This is a genomic window from Streptomyces sp. CB02056 (assembly GCF_001905545.1).
Classification (GTDB): domain Bacteria; phylum Actinomycetota; class Actinomycetes; order Streptomycetales; family Streptomycetaceae; genus Kitasatospora.
On the sequence record NZ_LIPD01000003.1, the window covers coordinates 164,544 to 182,049 of the forward strand.

The window sequence follows — 17,506 nt, forward strand, 5'->3', positions numbered from 1 at the left end:
CGTCCTGCCCCGTCCCTCAGCCGAAGAAGTTCCGGACGTGGTGCAGGCCGTCGATCAGCGCGTCGACCTCGCCCGGCGTCGAGTACAGATAGAACGACGCCCGCGTGGTCGCCGGAATTCCGTACCGCAGGCACACCGGCCGCGCGCAGTGGTGGCCGACGCGCACGGCGATGCCCTGCTCGTCCAGCACCTGGCCCACGTCGTGCGGGTGGATGTCGCCGAGGGTGAAGGAGATCGCGGCGCCGCGGTCCACGGCCGTGCGCGGGCCGATGATCCGCAGGTCCGGGACCTCCAGCAGCCGCTCGACGGCGTACTCGGTGATCGCGTGCTCGTGCGCCGCGATCTTCTCCATGCCGATGCCCTGGAGGTAGTCGATGGCCGCGCCGAGTCCGACCGCCTGGGCGATCGGCGGGGTGCCGGCCTCGAACTTGTGGGGCGCCGGGGCGTAGGTGGACGAGCCCATGGTGACGGTCTCGATCATCTCGCCGCCGCCGAGGAACGGCGGGAGGTCCTCCAGCAGCTCCTGGCGGCCCCAGAGCACGCCGATGCCGGTCGGGGCCAGCATCTTGTGCCCGGTGAAGGCGACGAAGTCGGCTTCCAGCGCCTGCACGTCGAGCACCATGTGCGGCGCGGCCTGCGAGGCGTCGATGACGACCAGCGCGCCGACCGACTGGGCCTTGCGGACGATCGTCTCGACCGGGTTGACGGTGCCGAGCAGGTTGGAGACCAGGGTGAAGGAGACCACCTTGGTCTTCTCGGTGATCAGCTCGTCGATGTTCGACAGGTCGAGCCGGCCCTCGTCGGTCAGCCCGAACCACTTGAGCTTCGCACCGCTGCGCTGCGAGAGCAGCTGCCACGGGACGATGTTGGAGTGGTGCTCCATCTCCGTGATGACGATCTCGGAGTCGGCGTCCACCCGGTACGGCTCGTCGGCCCAGGCCAGCATGTTGGCAACGAGGTTGAGCGACTCCGAGGCGTTCTTGGTGAAGATCACCTCGTTGCGGCTCGGCGCGTTGACGAACGCCGCGACCTTGTCCCGGGCGCCCTCGTACAGCGCCGTGGCCTCCTCGGCGAGCACGTGCACGCCGCGGTGGACGTTGGCGTTGTGCCGCTCGTAGTAGGCGTTCAGCGCCTCCAGCACCTGGCGCGGCTTCTGCGAGGTCGCCGCGTTGTCCAGGTAGACCAGCGGCTTGTCGTCGTGCAGCACCCGCTGGAGGACCGGGAAGTCCTTGCGGATCGCGTCGGTGTCGAGCAGTCCCGCGAACGGATGCGTCACTCGGACGCGCCCCCCTTCACATACGCCTCGTAGCCCTCGTTCTCCAGCTTGTCGGCCAGCTCGGCGCCGCCGGACTCGACGATGCGGCCGCCCGCGAAGACGTGGACGTGGTCGGGCTTGATATACCGCAGGATGCGGGTGTAGTGGGTCACCAGCAGGGTGCCGACCTCGCCGGTCGAGCGGACCCGGTTGATGCCCTCGGAGACGATCCGCAGCGCGTCGACGTCCAGGCCGGAGTCGGTCTCGTCGAGGATCGCGATCTTCGGCTTGAGCAGCTCCAGCTGGAGGATCTCGTGGCGCTTCTTCTCGCCGCCGGAGAAGCCCTCGTTGACGTTGCGCTCGGCGAAGGCCGGGTCCATCTGGAGGGCGGCCATCGCCTCCTTGACCTCCTTCACCCACAGCCGCAGCTTGGGGGCCTCGCCGCGGACGGCGGTGGCGGCGGTGCGCAGGAAGTTGGAGACCGAGACGCCCGGGACCTCGACGGGGTACTGCATGGCCAGGAAGACGCCGGCCTTGGCGCGCTCGTCGACGGACATCTCCAGGACGTCCTCGCCGTCGAGCAGCACCGAGCCGCCGGTGACGGTGTACTTGGGGTGGCCGGCCAGCGAGTAGGCGAGGGTGGACTTGCCCGAGCCGTTCGGACCCATGATGGCGTGGGTCTCGCCCTGCTTCACGGTCAGGTCCACGCCCTTCAGGATCTCGCGCGGGCCGTTCTCGGCGTCCACGGAGACGTGCAGGTCGCGGATTTCAAGGGTTGCCATGTGTACTCAGGACTCCTGGTTGACGGAGACGAGCACATCGTCCCCTTCGATCTTTACGGGGTAGACAGCGACCGGCTTGGTGGCGGGCAGGCCGGACGGCTTGCCGGTGCGCAGGTCGAAGCTGGAGCCGTGCAGCCAGCACTCGATCATGCAGTCCTCGACCTCGCCCTCGGAGAGCGAGACGTTCGCGTGCGAGCAGGTGTCGTTGATCGCGAACACCCCCTCGTCGGTGCGGACGACGGAGACCGGCACGCCGTTGAGGTCCACGCGCTTGGGAACGTCCTCCTGGAGGTCGTTCAGCGCGCAGGCACGGAGGAAGGTCATCTGGATCAGACCGCCGCTTCCAGCTCGGCCTCGATCTTCTCCATCAGCTGGTCCTGGATCTCGGCGACGCCGATCTGCTGGACGAGTTCGGCGAAGAAGCCGCGGACCACCAGGCGGCGGGCCTCGTCGGCCGGGATGCCGCGGGACCGCAGGTAGAACAGCTGCTCGTCGTCGAAGCGGCCGGTCGCCGAGGCGTGGCCGGCGCCGACGATCTCGCCGGTCTCGATCTCCAGGTTCGGGATCGAGTCGACCCGGGCGCCGTCGGTGAGCACCAGGTTCCGGTTGAGCTCGTAGGTGTCGGTGCCGAGCGCGGCGGCGCGGATCAGCACGTCGCCGACCCAGACCGCGTGGGCGTCCTGGCCCTGGAGCGCGCCCTTGTACGCCACGTTCGACCGGCAGTGCGGCGTGTCGTGGTCGACGACCAGGCGGTGCTCCAGGTGCTGGCCGGCGTCGGCGAAGTAGAGGCCGAACAGCTCGGCCTCGCCGCCGGGGCCGGCGTAGTTGACCCGCGGGTGCAGCCGGACCAGGTCGCCGCCGAAGGTGACGACCACGGACTTGTAGGAGGCGTCCCGGCCGACCAGCGCGTTGTGCTGGGCGACGTGGACGGCGTCGCGGTCCCAGTCCTGGACGGAGACGAAGGTGAGCTTGGCGCCCTCGCCGACCAGCAGCTCGACGTTGGCGGCCCGGGTCCCGGTGCCCGCGTGGTTGAGCACCACGACGGCCTCGGCGAACGGCTTGACGTCGATCACCACGTGGGCGAAGCGGACCCCGCCCTCGCCGCGCACGTCGATCCGGACCGGCTCGGCCAGCACCGACTCCTTGGGGACGGTGACGACCAGGGCCTGGTCGAAGGCGCTGAACGCCTGCGCGGCGACCCGGTCGACCGGCTTGCCGGCCTTGCCCAGGCGGGCGTCGTCCCGGCCGACGGTCTCGGCGGTGACGCCGTCCGGCAGCGTGAACTCGACCTTGTCCTCGCCGCGCTCGGCAGCGGCGGCGGTGCCGTCGTGCAGCCCGCCGAGGCGGTGCAGCGGGGTGAACCGCCAGTCCTCCTCGCGGCCGGTGGGCACCGGGAAGTCGTTCACGTCGAAGGACGGCTTGACCGCGACGCGCGCGTCGATCGGCTGCTGGACCGTGGTGCGGCCGGTGCCGGGGCCGGCGAGCTGCGCGCCCGCGCCGGCCGTGCCGACCTCGATCGAACCGGCGGTGGTGGAGCCGGTGGTGTTCTGCTCAGCCATGGCTGTTCGTAGTGCTCTCTTCCTCGGAAATGAGTGGACGGCGGCGGCCGGAGGTCAGCCGACCGCGCCCTCCATCTGCAGCTCGATCAGCCGGTTGAGCTCCAGCGCGTACTCCATCGGCAGCTCGCGCGCGATCGGCTCGACGAAGCCACGGACGATCATCGCCATCGCCTCGAACTCGGTCATGCCGCGGCTCATCAGGTAGAAGAGCTGGTCCTCGCTGACCTTGGAGACGGTCGCCTCGTGGCCCATGGACACGTCGTCCTCGCGGACGTCCACGTACGGGTAGGTGTCCGAGCGAGAGATGGTGTCCACCAGCAGCGCGTCGCACAGCACGTTGGACTTGGCACCCTTGGAGCCCTCGCCGATCTCGATCAGACCGCGGTAGGAGGTCCGGCCGCCGCCGCGTGCCACCGACTTGGAGACGATGTTGGACGAGGTGTTCGGCGCCATGTGCACCATCTTGGCGCCGGCGTCCTGGTGCTGGCCCTCGCCCGCGAAGGCGATCGAGAGGGTCTCGCCCTTGGCGTGCTCGCCCATCAGGTAGACGGCCGGGTACTTCATGGTGACCTTGGAGCCGATGTTGCCGTCGACCCACTCCATGGTCGCGCCCTCGTACGCCACGGCACGCTTGGTGACCAGGTTGTAGACGTTGTTCGACCAGTTCTGGATGGTCGTGTAGCGGCAGCGGCCGCCCTTCTTGACGATGATCTCCACGACCGCCGAGTGCAGCGAGTCGGAGGAGTAGATCGGGGCGGTGCAGCCCTCGACGTAGTGGACGTAGGCGTCCTCGTCGACGATGATCAGCGTCCGCTCGAACTGGCCCATGTTCTCGGTGTTGATCCGGAAGTAGGCCTGCAGCGGGATGTCGACGTGCACGCCCTTCGGCACGTAGATGAACGAGCCGCCGGACCACACCGCGGTGTTCAGCGCGGCGAACTTGTTGTCGCCGGCCGGGATCACCGTGCCGAAGTACTCCTTGAAGATCTCCGGGTGCTCGCGCAGCGCGGTGTCGGTGTCCAGGAAGATGACGCCCTGCTCCTCCAGGTCCTCGCGGATCTGGTGGTAGACGACCTCGGACTCGTACTGGGCGGCGACGCCGGCGACCAGGCGCTGCTTCTCCGCCTCCGGGATGCCGAGCTTGTCGTACGTCGCCTTGATGTCCGCCGGCAGGTCCTCCCAGGACTCGGCCTGCTTCTCGGTGGAGCGGACGAAGTACTTGATGTTGTCGAAGTCGATGCCGGTGAGGTCGGAGCCCCAGGTCGGCATGGGCTTCTTGCCGAACAGCTTCAGGCCCTTGAGCCGCAGGTTCAGCATCCACTCGGACTCGTTCTTCTTCGCCGAGATGTCGCGGACGACGTCCTCGCTGAGCCCGCGCTTGGCCGCGGCACCGGCGGTGTCCGGGTCGGCCCAGCCGTACTCGTAATTGCCGAGGCCTTCGAGCTCGGGGTGCGAAACGGTGTCAGTCATGCGAGCTTCCTAACGCGCGGACGCTGAATCTTCGGTGGACACGGAATTTTTCATGTACTGGCAGTCGGCATCGCATCGGAGCCGCGTCCCGCCGGGGGCTGGGCGGACGACGATGCGGCACCGGGTGCCGGCACATAGGTGGTGCAGACCCCGTCGCCGTGGGCGATCGTGGCCAGCCGTTGCACATGGGTGCCCAGGAGCTGGGAGAAGACCTCGGTCTCCGCCTCGCAGAGCTGCGGGAACTGCTCGGCGATGTGCGCGACCGGGCAGTGGTGCTGGCAGAGCTGGGCGCCCGCCGGGGCCTTGGCCGCGGCCGACGGGACACGCCGCACCGTGGCAGCGTACCCGTCCGCGCTGAGCGCCTGGGCCAGCGCCTCGGGGCGCTCTCCGGCGGCGGCCAGGCGCAGGGCCTCCAGGTACTTCTCGGCCTGCTTGCCGAACCGGGCGCGGGCGAAGGCGGCGACCGCCTCCTCGCCCGCCTTGCCGCCGCCCACCGAGTCCGCGATCCAGCGCAGCGCGTCGGCGGCGAGCTGGTCGTACGCCTGGTAGAAGGCGTCCCGGCCGGCGTCGGTGAGGGCGAAGACCTTGGCCGGACGGCCCCGGCCGCGGCTGCCGTAGACCCGCTGTTCGCGGGACTCGACCAGACCGGTGGCGACCAGGCCGTCGAGGTGGCGGCGGACGGCGGCGGCGGTGAGGCCGAGCCGGTTCGCCAGGTCGGCGGCGGAGGACGGGCCGTGGTCCAGGATCGACCGCGCGACCCGGTCCCGGGTGGCCCGGTGGCCCTCCAGCAGCACCTCGGCCGCCGTCACGGGCACGTCACAGGAGGAGGCCGACTCGGCCTCCCGCTGCTGGGCGTGCTCGCGCATGTTTTTCACAACACCAGTGTTGCGTAATTACTTCCGCCGGGACAAGCCGTGACCCAGGCCTCACCGGTGTCATCTGTCACGCAGGTTAGCCTTACCTGACCTGGGAAAACGATCACCGAGCCGCCGTCCGGCCGGCGCGTCAGGCCCTCTTACACTCGCCGGTATGCACTCCGAACCCGCGGTCCAGATCGCCGGGCTGGTCAAACGCTACGACGACAAGCTCGCGGTGGACGGCCTCGACCTCACCATCCCGGCCGGCGCGATCACCGCCGTCCTCGGCCCCAACGGCGCCGGCAAGACCACCACCATCGAGACCTGCGAGGGGTACCGCCGTCCGGACGGCGGCACCGTCCGCGTCCTCGGCCTCGACCCGGTCACCCAGGGCGCCGCGCTGCGGCCCCGGATCGGCGTCATGTTGCAGTCCGGCGGCGTGTACGCGGGCGCGCGCGCCGTCGAGATGCTGCGGCACACCGCCAAGCTGCACGCCCACCCGCTGGACGTGGACGCCCTGGTCGAACGCCTCGGCCTCGGCTCCTGCGGCCGCACCACCTACCGCCGGCTGTCCGGCGGCCAGCAGCAGCGGCTCGCCCTGGCGATGGCCGTGGTCGGCCGCCCCGAGCTGGTCTTCCTGGACGAGCCCACCGCGGGCCTCGACCCGCAGGCCCGCCGGGCCACCTGGGAGCTGGTGCGCGACCTGCGCCGGGACGGCGTCACCGTGGTCGTCACCACCCACCACATGGACGAGGCCGAGCAGCTCGCCGACCGGGTCGCCATCGTCGACCGCGGCAAGGTGATCGCCGACGGCACCACCGAGGAGCTGTGCCGCGGCGGCGCCGAGAGCACGCTGCACTTCGACGGCCCGCCCGGGCTCGACCTCGGCCCGCTGCTCAAGGAGCTGCCCGAGGGCGCCACCGCCACCGAGACCGCCCCCGGAAGCTACCGCGTCGAGGCGCCCGTCGACCCGCAGCTGGTGGCCGCCGTCACCGGCTGGTGCGCGGCCTCCGGCATCCTGCCCGAACGGCTGTCCGTCCAGCGCCGCAGCCTGGAGGACGTCTTCCTCGACCTGACCGGACGGGAGCTCCGCTCATGAGCGAACGCAGTGAGGGAACCATGAGCGCCGCCACGACGGACTACTCCCCCAAGCCGGGCCCCGCGCCCGTCGGCCGGATGCTGCTCGCCCAGACCGCGTTCGAGACCCGGATGCTGCTGCGCAACGGCGAGCAGCTGCTGCTCACCGTGGTCATCCCGACCGTGCTGCTGGTGCTGTTCTCCGCCGTGGACATCGTCGCGGTCGAGGGCCCCGGCAAGCGGGTCGACTTCCTGGCCCCCGGCCTGCTCGCGCTGGCCGTGATGTCCACCGCCTTCACCGGCCAGGCCATCGCCACCGGCTTCGAGCGCCGCTACGGCGTGCTGAAGCGGCTCGGCGCCAGCCCGCTGCCGCGCTGGGCGCTGCTGACCGCCAAGACCGGCTGCGTCCTGGTGACGGAGGCGCTGCAGGTCGCGCTGCTGTCGGTGATCGCCCTGGCCCTCGGCTGGTCCCCGCACGGCAACCCGCTGACGGTCGCCGCGCTGCTGGTCCTCGGCACCGCCGCCTTCTCCGGGCTCGGCCTGCTGATGGCCGGCACCCTGAAGGCCGAGGCCACCCTGGCCGGCGCCAACCTGGTGTTCATCCTGCTGCTGCTCGCCGGCGGGGTGATCGTGCCGCTGGGCAGGTTCCCCGACGCGGTGCGCCCGGTGCTGGAGCTGCTGCCGATCTCGGCGCTCTCGGACGGCCTGCGGTCGGTGCTCCAGGCCGGCGCCGGGGTGCCGTGGGCGGACCTCGGCATCCTGGCCGGCTGGTCGGTGCTCGGCCTGGCCGCGGCCGCCCGCTTCTTCCGCTGGGAGTGACCGGCGGCGGCAACGCACAACGCCCCCCGGCCACTTGGCGGCCGGGGGGCGTTGCCGTTGTCGACTGACCTGGCGTCAGCTCTCGCTGCCGCCACGGCGCTTGCGGGCGAGCAGCACGAGCGCGCCGCCGACCAGCAGCACGCCGCCGCCGGCCGCCGCGATCATCGGGGTCGCGTCGCTGCTACCGGTCTGGGCGAGCGCCGGCGCGCTGGCGGAGGGCGACGGGGTCGGGGTCTTGCTCGGGGTGTGGGTGACCGACGGGGCCGGGGTGGCCGGGGGCGTCACCGACGGGGTGGGAGTCGGGGTCGCGGTGGGCGTCGGGGTGGGAGTCGGGGTCGGGGTCTTGGTGGGGGTCGGGGTCGGGGTCGGAGTCGGCGTGTGGCACGGCTCGATGGTCTTGGTCTCGTTGATGTTCCAGCCCTTCTCGTTCGGGTTCTCCGTGGTGGTGACCACCAGGTTCGCCTTGATCGGGGCATCGTGGTCCTTCACCGGGAAGGAGCCGTGGAACTCCGCGGGGAAGGCCTTGGCGTCCAGGACCTTCTCGCCGTCGATGGTGAGGCTGACGGTGTTCTTCACGTCGGCCTTGGGGCTGTAGTTGATCAGATCGATCACGATCTTGTCGCAGGTCACCGACCAACTCGGCACGTGCGCCGAGGCATTGGTGGCCAGTGCCAGAGGCAGGAGAAAACCGGCCGCAGCCGTGCCGGCGAGTGCCGTCGCGCCGATCGCGAAGTGCCGCTGCTGTCGCGCCATTACTTTGTTCCCCTCCGAACGGTCGTGCGCAGCAGGCGTGTTGAGTGGTACGCGGTGGCCCGCTACGACTGTCCGGGGGACTCTACCGGCACTCCCGCACCCCGCCACACCCCGCCGCACGACCGGATATCGACTGTCCGTCCGTCTTCCGATGTGCTTGGGCCAGCCCATCACAGCCGTCACCTCGCAGAACGCGGATTCGGCAAACCTGAATGGACTTCGCCACTTCAGGGAAGAACGGAGCCCCCGGTGATCAGGTTCAATCACCGAGGGCTCCGATTCGGTCAGCCGACGAACGCCGGGCCATTCCGGCCTTTCCGTCGTTTCCGACCTTTCCGTTCTTTCCGACACTCCCGTGCCTCCGACGCGCCCGCGTTTCCGGCGTTCCCGTCCGGATCGCGGGCTCAGCCGGTTCAGGCCTTCCGGGCCGCCTTGCGCCGGGCGGCCACCACGATCGCGCCGCCGGCCGCGAGCACGACCGCGCCGCCGATCGCCAGCGGCAGCACCGGACCGGAACCGGTGTGCGCCAGGTTGCCCCCGGCGTCCGGCTGGGCGGACGGGCTGCCCGAGGCCGTCGGAGCGGCCGTCGAGCCGCCGGCCGACGGGCTGCCGCTCGCACTGGGCTTGCCGCTCGTCGACGCGGACGGGCCGCCCGAGGGGCTCGCCGAACCGCTCGGGGCGGTCGACGCGCTCGGCGTGGCCGACGGCGAGCCGCTCGGCACGGTCGGCGGGACGGTCGGCGGCACCGTCGGGGTGCCGGACGGCGTCGGGACGGTGGTGCCCGGCAGGCAGCCGGTGAAGGGGTAGTGGTGCGTCTCGGCACCGCCCTTGCCGGTCAGCGAGGCGGCGATCACCGAGCCGTTGACCGGGCCGCCGCTGCCGAGGTCGAAGGCGGCGTTCGGCGCGAGCACGGTGCCGGCCCAGGCGGCCTGGCTGTTCTTGACCACCTTGGTGGCGGTCGGGAAGTTCCAGAGCAGCCTGGACCGGATCGCCCCGCCCGCCGCGCTCTGGAGCTTGTCGTCCAGCACGAAGGCCTTCTTGCCCTCGTCCCACAGGTGGAAGCCGGTGGTCCCGGCCGCCGCCATGTCGTACGAGCCGCCGGTCACGTTGACCACCGTCACCGAGCCGGCCGGCACCTTGAGGTAGACGTCCTTGGCGCCCTGCAGCTTCGCCGCGTCGACGGTGAAGCTGTTGTACTTCGCGTCGCCGCCGGTGAGCGTCAGCTTGCCGCCCTCGGCCTGGACGGTGGCGCCGGCCGTCTGCGGGACGGCGGCCAGCGAGGTGGCGGCGGCGCGCAGCTTGGCGAACTCGGCCTTGAAGTCGATCGGCGAGGGGCCCTGGTTGACGGTGCCGGCGTGGGCCTGGGCCACCGCGCCGTCGGCCTTGGAGCCGAAGACGCCGTTGCCCTTCATCACCTGGGTGTTGTGGCCGGTGAGCTTGCCGGCCACGACCAGGGCGTTCTTGCCCGGCAGCGCGTCGACCTGGGCCTGGGTGAGCTCCTGGCCGACCGAGAAGCCGCCGGTGAAGTCGGCGTTGCCGCCGACCGCGACCGCGCCCTCGGCGTCGGGGGTGTGGGTGTCGTCGCCCTCGATGAACTCGCCGTAGAGGTTGGCGACCCCGAGGCTGCGGCACTCCTGGTCGGTGCCGACGGCCTGGGCGGCCGGCGCGACGAGCCCGGCCAGTGCGAGCGAGCCGCCTACCGCGAGCGCGGCGGCGGAAATGGGTATGCGCATGTGCAGGTCTCCGCTTGCGTGCGGGCGTAGATGGGGGGAGGGGTCCTCAAAAAGGTATGGACCAATCCGCACTCTTTCGGCCAAACGGGTGATTGGTCAAGACCAATAACCTCCTTGACCGAACCACCCCGGTTTGTCCGCGTGTCGCACCCCAGCGTGTCGCCGCCCGCCGGCTCCGCCGCCTCCCGCCGCACCACCCGCGTCACACCGCCGCGCGGCCCGTGCCCCGCCCCAAGATCGCCTGTAAGGCCGCCTACGATTGACCGCGTGCCTAATCCCTTCTCCCTGCTCGCCGAGCGCTGGCAGCCATCCGCCGAGATGGTCCGGCGTGCCACGTTCGCCGCGCTGGTGATGAGCGTGGTGATCGTCGTCACCGGCGGCGCCGTCCGCCTCACCGCCTCCGGCCTCGGCTGTACGACCTGGCCCCGGTGCACCGACGAGAGCCTGACGCCCACCGCCGAGATGGGCTTCCACGGCATCGTCGAGTTCACCAACCGGATGCTCACCTACGTGCTGAGCGCCGCCGTCGGCTGGGCCATCCTGGCCGCCCGCTGCCACCGGCCCTGGCGGCACAGCATGACCCGGCTCGGCTGGGCCCAGTTCTGGCTGGTGATGAGCAACGCCGTGCTCGGCGGCATCACCGTGCTGACCGGCCTCAACCCGTACACCGTGGCGCTGCACATGATCGCCGCGATGGCCCTGGTCTGGGTCGCGCTGCTGATGTGGGAGCGGTCCAAGGAGGGCGACGGCCCGCCGACGCTCGTGGTGCCCCGCCCGGTCCACCAGCTGTCCTACGTCCTGGTCACCGTGATCGGCCTGCTCGTCGCGGCCGGCACCCTGGTGACCGGCGCCGGCCACCACCCCGGCACGCCCAAGGACAACAAGATCGTCCCGCGCATCCCGATCGACTACGACCGCCTCGCCCAGTTCCACGCCGACTTCGCGTTCGTGTCCGTGGGCCTGGCCATCGCGGTGATCTTCGTCCTCGCCGCCGTGAAGGCCCCCCAGGCGGCCAGGTCCCGCACCAAGGAGCTGCTGGCCGTCCTCCTCCTCCAGGGCGTCCTGGGCTTCATCCAGTACTTCACCGACGCCCCCGAGCTGATGGTCGGCCTCCACATGCTCCTCGCGGCACTGACCTGGATCGCCGCCCTGCGCGTCCCCCTCGCCCTGCGCACCCGCGGGGCCGAGGCGGTCACCGACCAGCTCCCCGCCCAGACCCCGCAGCCCGCCTCGGTCTGACCGCGCACACGCCGACGGCCCGGCTCCCCCGCGTGGGGGGAACCGGGCCGTTCGTCGTACCGGGACGCGGTCAGATCTGGATGCCGGCCATCCGCTTCCACTCGTACGCGCCGGTCTTGACCTTGAGGCCCAGCTCGCCCTCGAAGTCGTCGTGCAGGGTCAGCCCGGCCAGCTCGGCGGCGCGCTTGCCCACGGCGTAGCTGGGGGCCACCTGGTCGCCCCAGGCGCCGTCCGCGCCGACGACCACGATGCGGGTGGCCACGGAGCCGACGTACTCAACGACGGCGTCGCCGCCCCCGTGCTCGCGGGCGAAGCTGGTGAGGTGCTTGGCGATGCGCTTGGCGCGGCGCTCGGTGCGGGCGTCCGGCGCGGCGGTGGCGGTCTCTGCGCTGCTCATGCCCCGCATGCTACCCACCGGTAGCGCCGCTGGCGACGGGAGCGCCCTGTGCACCGGGCCACATACTGGAGGGGTGACCTTCTCCGGCTGGCCGGCCGAGGCGCTCGACTTCTACGAGCACCTGGAAGCCGACAACTCCAAGACCTTCTGGCAGGCCCACAAGGACGTCTACGACGGCGTCGTCCGGGCCCCGATGGAGCTGCTGCTCGCCGAACTGGAGCCGGAGTTCGGGCCGGGGAAGATCTTCCGGCCCAACCGCGACGTCCGGTTCAGCGCCGACAAGTCCCCGTACAAGACCCACATCGGCGCCCATCTGGAGAGCGGCGGCTACATCCAGCTCTCCGCCGACGGACTGGCCTGCGGCAACGGCCTCTACCAGCTCGCCCCCGACCAGCTGGAGCGCTACCGCGCCGCCGTCGCGGAGGACGTCACCGGCGCGGAGCTGGAGCGGGTGATCGCCCGGGTGGAGCAGCAGGGCCCGCTGGTCGTGGGCCGGGACTCCCTCAAGTCGGCCCCGCGCGGCTACCCCAAGGACCACCCCCGGATCGGGCTGCTGCGCCACAAGGGCCTGGTGGCCTGGCAGGAGTGGGAGCCCGCGAAGTGGCTGGGCACCCGCGCCGCCCACACCCGGATCGCCGGCTTCCTGCACGCCTCCCAGCCGCTGCGGGACTGGCTGGACGGCCACGTCGGCCCCTCCGAGCTGCCCGCCCGCTGAGAACGCGAAGAGCCCCGGTCCGCCTGGACCGGGGCTCTTCGCGTAAGCCTCTGCTTCGTAAGCCTCTACTTCACGAACGGGTCGATCGCGCAGACCACCATCAGCAGCGACAGGTAGGTGATCGACCAGTGGAACAGCCGCATCTCCTTGAGCTTCGCGCCCACGATCCCGGCCTTGGCCCGCCCGTACAGCGCGTGCGCCTCGCGCAGCCAGGCCCCGCCCAGCAGCACCGCGGCGACCGGGTACAGCCAGCTCATGTGGCCCAGCGGCCAGACCGCCAGCGAGACCGCCACCATCACCCAGGAGTAGGCGACGACCTGCTTGCCGACGGCCACGTTGCCCTTGACCACCGGCAGCATCGGCACGCCGGCCCGCTCGTAGTCGTCGCGGACCTTCATCGACAGCACCCAGGTGTGCGGCGGCGTCCAGAAGAACACGACCAGGAACAGCATCACCGCGGCCCAGGACACCGAGTTGGTCACCGAGGACCAGCCGATCAGGACGGGCATGCAGCCGGCGATGCCGCCCCAGACGATGTTCTGCGAGGTGCGCCGCTTGAGCCCCAGCGTGTAGACGAACACGTAGAACAGCAGCGCGCCGAGCGCCAGCCAGGCCGACAGCCAGTTGACCCCGAAGCCCAGCAGAAGCGTCGAGACGACGGCGAGGACGATGCCGAACACCAGCGCCTCGCGCGGCGACACCATCCCGGTGACGATCGGACGCCGCTCGGTGCGCGACATGACCGCGTCGATGTCGCGGTCGATGTACATGTTGAGGGCGTTGGCGCCGCCGGCCGAGAGGTAGCCGCCGACGACGACCTTCAGCACCAACAGCATGTTCGGCACGCCCTGCTGGGCCAGGAACATCACCGGCACGGTGCTCATCAGCAGCAGCTCGATGATCCGCGGCTTGGTCAATGCGACGAACGCGCCGACACGGGCCCCGAACGGCCGGTGCGCAGGAGTCGCCCCGGTGACCCCGGCGGGACGGGTTTCGACGGCGGTCACTAACACCCCAACTGAAGATGAATCTTCGCAGGCGTCCACAGGAACGAAGGGTCCCGAATCGTCCGCTCTGCGCGTACCACGACACCATAGACGTTCCATATATCCCATCCGGCTCCGGGGTCCCCCGGCGAGGCGGAACGCACACCCCCGGGTGAACCGCCCGGGCGGGGCCGTCGAGCGCCTCCGCCGGGTCCGCTAGCCCGTCCTGACCACCGGAGCGGCGCGACGGCGCGAACCGGGAGAGTCTGGGACAAATCCATCCGCACCGCTCCAGTGGGAATCTGCATGCGGAATTGCCGGTTGTCCCAGCACGGAGGGTGAGCCGCACCCCGGACGGTAGGCTCGCGGACAGAAGCGGGATCTACCCTCCGTGACCGGCACCACCCAGCGTCGGGACCACAGCGCCGTGGCCGACCCGGTCCCCATTCACGGGGTCACTCTTCACAATGGAAGGAGCCCTGAGACAGGGTGAGCACTGCGCCGACGAACGCATTCGAGTGGACCGATCTGGATGAGCGCACCGTTGACACGGCGCGCGTCCTGGCCATGGACGCTGTCCAGAAGGTCGGTAACGGACACCCCGGGACGGCCATGTCGCTGGCCCCGGCCGCGTACCTGATCTTCCAGCGGTTCCTGCGCCACGACCCGACCGACCCGTCCTGGGTCGGACGCGACCGCTTCGTCCTCTCCCCCGGCCACACCAGCCTGACGCTCTACACCCAGCTCTACCTCGCCGGCTACGGCCTGGAGCTGGACGACCTGAAGGCCTTCCGCGTCGCGGGCAGCCGTACCCCCGGCCACCCCGAGCACGGCCACACCGCGGGTGTGGAGACCACCACCGGCCCGCTGGGCCAGGGCATCGCCAACGCGGTCGGCATGGCGATGGCCGCCCGCTACGAGCGCGGCCTGTTCGACCCGGAGGCCCCGGCCGGCGAGTCCCCCTTCGACCACACGGTCTGGGCGATCGTCTCCGACGGCGACCTGGAGGAGGGCATCTCCGCCGAGGCCTCGTCGCTGGCGGGCCACCAGAAGCTGGGCAACCTGGTCGCCGTCTACGACGACAACCACATCTCGATCGAGGGCGACACCGAGACCGCCTTCTCCGAGGACGTCCTCAAGCGCTACGAGGCGTACGGCTGGCACGTCCAGCGCGTCACCCCGAAGTCCAACGGCGACATCGACGTGGCCGCCCTGGCCGAGGCGCTGGCCGCGGCCAAGGCCGAGACCTCCCGCCCGTCGATGATCGCGATGCGGACGATCATCGCCTGGCCGGCCCCGGACGCCCAGAACACCGCCAAGGCCCACGGCTCCGCGCTCGGCGCCGCCGAGATCGCCGCCACCAAGAAGGTCCTGGGCTTCGACCCGGAGAAGACCTTCGAGGTCAGCGACCAGGTCATCGGGCACGCCCGCCAGGTCATCAAGCGCGGCAAGGCCGCCCGCGACCAGTGGCAGCAGGGCTTCGAGGCCTGGCGCGCCGCCAACCCGCACCGCGCGGCCGAGTTCGACCGCATCGAGGCCGGCGAGCTGCCCGAGGGCTGGAAGAAGGCCGTCCCGTCCTTCCCTGCCGGCAAGGACGTCGCCACCCGCAAGGCCTCCGGCGACACCCTCAAGGCGATCGGCGCGGTGATCCCGGAGCTGTGGGGCGGCTCGGCCGACCTCGCCGAGTCCAACCTCACCACCATCGACGAGGACAGCTCCTTCCTGCCCGAGGGCAACCCGCTGAAGTCGGCGAGCCCGTACGGCCGGACGATCCACTTCGGCATCCGCGAGCACGCCATGGGCTCGACCATGAACGGCATCGCCCTGCACGGGAAGACCCGGGTCTACGGCGGCACCTTCCTGGTCTTCGCCGACTACATGCGCCCGGCCGTCCGCCTGGCCGCGCTGATGAAGCTGCCGGTCACCTACGTCTGGACGCACGACTCGATCGGCCTCGGCGAGGACGGCCCGACCCACCAGCCGGTCGAGCACATGGCCTCGCTGCGCGCCATCCCGGGCCTGGCCATGGTCCGCCCGGCCGACGCCAACGAGACCGCCGTCGCCTGGCGCACCATCGTCGAGCGCCACACCAGCCACCCCGGCCCGGTCGGCCTGGCGCTGACCCGCCAGGGCGTCCCGACCTTCGACCGCGAGGTCTTCGGCTCCGCCGAGGGCACCGCGAAGGGCGGCTACATCCTGGCCGAGGCCTCCACCGGCGACCCGCAGGTGATCCTGCTCGGCACCGGCTCCGAGGTCCAGCTGGCCGTCCAGGCCCGCGAGGCGCTGGAGGCCGAGGGCATCGCCACCCGGGTGGTCTCGCTGCCGTCCTTCGAGTGGTTCCAGGAGCAGGACCAGGCCTACCGCGACAGCGTGCTGCCGCCGTCGGTCAAGGCCCGCGTCTCGGTCGAGGCCGGCATCGCCCAGGGCTGGCGCGAGCTGGTCGGCGACCACGGCCGGATCGTCTCGCTGGAGCACTTCGGCGCCTCCGCCGACTACAAGGTGCTGTTCGAGGAGTTCGGCATCACCACCGAGCGCGTGGTGGCCGAGGCCCACAACGCCCTGCGCTCCCTCGAGGCCGTCAACCGCTAGCGGCCCCCGGGCCGCCCGCACGCGGGCACGCGGCCCCCTCCCGACCACCCCACGAAGCAAGAACAAGGGACTGAAGCACCATGACTGACGCACTGAAGCGCCTCAGCGACGAAGGCGTTGCGATCTGGCTGGACGACCTCAGCCGCAAGCGGCTGAACTCCGGCAACCTGGCCGAACTGGTGCAGAACAAGCACGTGGTGGGCGTGACCACCAACCCGACCATCTTCCAGAAGGCCATCGCCGGCTCCGGCGACGACTCCTACGACGGCCAGCTGCGCGACCTCGCCGTCCGCAAGGTCACCACCGACGAGGCGATCCGCATGATCACCACCTCGGACGTGCGCGACGCGGCCGACGTGCTGCGCCCGGTCTACGACGCCTCCAACGGCCGCGACGGCCGGGTCTCCATCGAGGTCGACCCGCGCCTGGCGCACGAGACCGCCACCACCGTGGCCGAGGCCAAGCAGCTGTGGTGGCTGGTCGACCGCCCGAACGTCTTCATCAAGATCCCCGCCACCAAGGCCGGCCTGCCCGCGATCGCCGAGGTCATCGGCAAGGGCATCAGCGTCAACGTCACGCTGATCTTCTCGCTGGAGCGCTACAAGGCCGTCATCGACGCCTACCTGACCGGCCTGGAGACCGCCAAGGCCAAGGGCCTGGACCTCTCCCAGATCGAGTCGGTCGCCTCCTTCTTCGTCTCCCGCGTGGACACCGAGATCGACAAGCGCCTGGACAAGATCGGCGGCGAGGCCAAGGACCTGCGCTCCAAGGCCGCGCTGGCCAACGCCCGCCTCGCCTACCAGGCGTACGAGGAGGTCTTCGGCAGCGTCGACGGCAAGACCGCCGGCAGCGCCCGCTGGGCCGCCCTGGAGGCCGCCGGCGCCAAGCCGCAGCGCCCGCTGTGGGCCTCCACCGGCGTCAAGGACCCGGCCCTGCCGGACACCCTGTACGTCACCGAGCTGGTCGCCCCCGGCACCGTCAACACGATGCCCGAGGCCACCCTGGAGGCCACCGGCGACCACGGCGTGGTCACCGGCAACACGATCGTCCCCAACTACGCCGACGCCAAGGCCGTGCTGGACGCGATCGCCGCCGCCGGCGTGGACTACGACGACGTCGTCCAGCTCCTGGAGGACGAGGGCGTCGAGAAGTTCGAGCAGTCCTGGAACGAGCTGCTCGACACCGTCACCGCCTCGCTCGCCTCCTTCGCCGACGAGAAGTGACCCCTGCTCACAGCCAGCGCACGAAAGCGGAGCCCATCAAGTGAGCACTGAT

At 70.9% G+C, this 17,506-nt stretch carries 16 protein-coding genes; 6 read left to right on the forward strand and 10 right to left on the reverse strand.

Annotated elements, in window-relative coordinates:
• Positions 1-16 precede the first annotated feature (16 nt).
• Genes AMK13_RS08100 through AMK13_RS08125 form a run of 6 tightly spaced genes read right to left on the reverse strand, consistent with a single transcriptional unit; the run spans position 17 to position 5,941 of the window.
• The gene (locus tag AMK13_RS08100) at positions 17-1,276 is read right to left on the reverse strand and encodes a cysteine desulfurase (protein WP_049650586.1); all 1,260 of its coding nucleotides are present in this window, start codon (positions 1,274-1,276) and stop codon (positions 17-19) included.
• Positions 1,273-2,037, reverse strand: a complete 765-nt coding sequence (gene sufC, locus AMK13_RS08105) for a Fe-S cluster assembly ATPase SufC (RefSeq protein ID WP_074001667.1) — start codon at positions 2,035-2,037, stop codon at positions 1,273-1,275. Before sufC ends, AMK13_RS08100 begins: the two co-directional genes overlap by 4 nt.
• A 6-nt stretch (positions 2,038-2,043) precedes the next feature.
• Positions 2,044-2,361, reverse strand: a complete 318-nt coding sequence (locus tag AMK13_RS08110; RefSeq protein ID WP_049650588.1) for a bifunctional 3-phenylpropionate/cinnamic acid dioxygenase ferredoxin subunit — start codon at positions 2,359-2,361, stop codon at positions 2,044-2,046.
• Between the two features lie 5 nt (positions 2,362-2,366).
• Complete coding sequence (gene sufD, locus AMK13_RS08115) at positions 2,367-3,596, reverse strand: Fe-S cluster assembly protein SufD (protein WP_074001668.1); 1,230 nt, start codon at positions 3,594-3,596, stop codon at positions 2,367-2,369.
• Positions 3,597-3,650: 54 nt separating this feature from the next.
• Positions 3,651-5,066 (reverse strand): Fe-S cluster assembly protein SufB, encoded by a 1,416-nt coding sequence (sufB, locus tag AMK13_RS08120; RefSeq protein ID WP_049650590.1) that lies wholly within the window; start codon positions 5,064-5,066, stop codon positions 3,651-3,653.
• Positions 5,067-5,116: 50 nt separating this feature from the next.
• Positions 5,117-5,941 (reverse strand): helix-turn-helix transcriptional regulator, encoded by an 825-nt coding sequence (locus AMK13_RS08125; RefSeq protein WP_259316761.1) that lies wholly within the window; start codon positions 5,939-5,941, stop codon positions 5,117-5,119.
• A gap of 154 nt (positions 5,942-6,095) precedes the next feature.
• On the opposite strand from AMK13_RS08125, the gene AMK13_RS08130 reads away from it, so the two are divergent.
• The gene (locus AMK13_RS08130; protein WP_074001669.1) at positions 6,096-7,022 is read left to right on the forward strand and encodes an ABC transporter ATP-binding protein; all 927 of its coding nucleotides are present in this window, start codon (positions 6,096-6,098) and stop codon (positions 7,020-7,022) included.
• A 20-nt stretch (positions 7,023-7,042) separates the two neighbouring features.
• Positions 7,043-7,819, forward strand: a complete 777-nt coding sequence (locus AMK13_RS08135; protein WP_074001670.1) for an ABC transporter permease — start codon at positions 7,043-7,045, stop codon at positions 7,817-7,819.
• A 75-nt stretch (positions 7,820-7,894) separates the two neighbouring features.
• On the opposite strand, the gene AMK13_RS08140 is transcribed toward AMK13_RS08135, so the two are convergent.
• Positions 7,895-8,572, reverse strand: coding sequence for an LAETG motif-containing sortase-dependent surface protein (locus AMK13_RS08140; RefSeq protein WP_158077678.1), 678 nt, complete (start codon positions 8,570-8,572; stop codon positions 7,895-7,897).
• Positions 8,573-8,985: 413 nt separating this feature from the next.
• A complete protein-coding gene (locus tag AMK13_RS08145; protein ID WP_074001671.1) occupies positions 8,986-10,305 on the reverse strand; it encodes a choice-of-anchor A family protein in 1,320 nt (439 codons plus the stop codon).
• 258 nt (positions 10,306-10,563) lie between these two features.
• Here AMK13_RS08145 and AMK13_RS08150 point away from each other — a divergent pair, with 258 nt between their 5' ends.
• A complete protein-coding gene (locus AMK13_RS08150; RefSeq protein ID WP_074002120.1) occupies positions 10,564-11,544 on the forward strand; it encodes a COX15/CtaA family protein in 981 nt (326 codons plus the stop codon).
• Positions 11,545-11,614: 70 nt separating this feature from the next.
• On the opposite strand, the gene AMK13_RS08155 is transcribed toward AMK13_RS08150, so the two are convergent.
• On the reverse strand, positions 11,615-11,941 hold the full coding sequence (locus AMK13_RS08155; RefSeq protein WP_053111946.1) for a hypothetical protein: 327 nt from the start codon (positions 11,939-11,941) through the stop codon (positions 11,615-11,617).
• Positions 11,942-12,014: 73 nt separating this feature from the next.
• On the opposite strand from AMK13_RS08155, the gene AMK13_RS08160 reads away from it, so the two are divergent.
• Entirely contained in the window at positions 12,015-12,656 is a 642-nt protein-coding gene (locus AMK13_RS08160; RefSeq protein WP_049649621.1) for a DUF2461 domain-containing protein, read from the forward strand.
• A 65-nt stretch (positions 12,657-12,721) separates the two neighbouring features.
• Here AMK13_RS08160 and AMK13_RS08165 read toward each other — a convergent pair whose 3' ends face one another.
• On the reverse strand, positions 12,722-13,669 hold the full coding sequence (locus tag AMK13_RS08165) for a heme o synthase (protein WP_074001672.1): 948 nt from the start codon (positions 13,667-13,669) through the stop codon (positions 12,722-12,724).
• A 462-nt stretch (positions 13,670-14,131) separates the two neighbouring features.
• On the opposite strand from AMK13_RS08165, the gene tkt reads away from it, so the two are divergent.
• Complete coding sequence (tkt, locus tag AMK13_RS08170) at positions 14,132-16,231, forward strand: transketolase (protein ID WP_074001673.1); 2,100 nt, start codon at positions 14,132-14,134, stop codon at positions 16,229-16,231.
• An 80-nt stretch (positions 16,232-16,311) separates the two neighbouring features.
• Entirely contained in the window at positions 16,312-17,454 is a 1,143-nt protein-coding gene (gene tal, locus AMK13_RS08175) for a transaldolase (RefSeq protein ID WP_074001674.1), read from the forward strand.
• Positions 17,455-17,506 lie beyond the last annotated feature (52 nt).

Bases quoted from the DNA above. Each gene is read 5' to 3' on its own strand.
- sufC (WP_074001667.1), bottom strand. From the start codon at position 2,037: ATGGCAACCCTTGAAATCCGCGACCTGCACGTCTCCGTGGACGCCGAG.
- sufD (WP_074001668.1), bottom strand. From the start codon at position 3,596: ATGGCTGAGCAGAACACCACCGGCTCCACCACCGCCGGTTCGATCGAG.
- AMK13_RS08140 (WP_158077678.1), bottom strand. From the start codon at position 8,572: ATGGCGCGACAGCAGCGGCACTTCGCGATCGGCGCGACGGCACTCGCC.
- sufB (WP_049650590.1), bottom strand. From the start codon at position 5,066: ATGACTGACACCGTTTCGCACCCCGAGCTCGAAGGCCTCGGCAATTAC.
- AMK13_RS08155 (WP_053111946.1), bottom strand. From the start codon at position 11,941: ATGAGCAGCGCAGAGACCGCCACCGCCGCGCCGGACGCCCGCACCGAG.
- tal (WP_074001674.1), top strand. From the start codon at position 16,312: ATGACTGACGCACTGAAGCGCCTCAGCGACGAAGGCGTTGCGATCTGG.
- AMK13_RS08130 (WP_074001669.1), top strand. From the start codon at position 6,096: ATGCACTCCGAACCCGCGGTCCAGATCGCCGGGCTGGTCAAACGCTAC.
- AMK13_RS08110 (WP_049650588.1), bottom strand. From the start codon at position 2,361: ATGACCTTCCTCCGTGCCTGCGCGCTGAACGACCTCCAGGAGGACGTT.
- AMK13_RS08135 (WP_074001670.1), top strand. From the start codon at position 7,043: ATGAGCGCCGCCACGACGGACTACTCCCCCAAGCCGGGCCCCGCGCCC.
- AMK13_RS08145 (WP_074001671.1), bottom strand. From the start codon at position 10,305: ATGCGCATACCCATTTCCGCCGCCGCGCTCGCGGTAGGCGGCTCGCTC.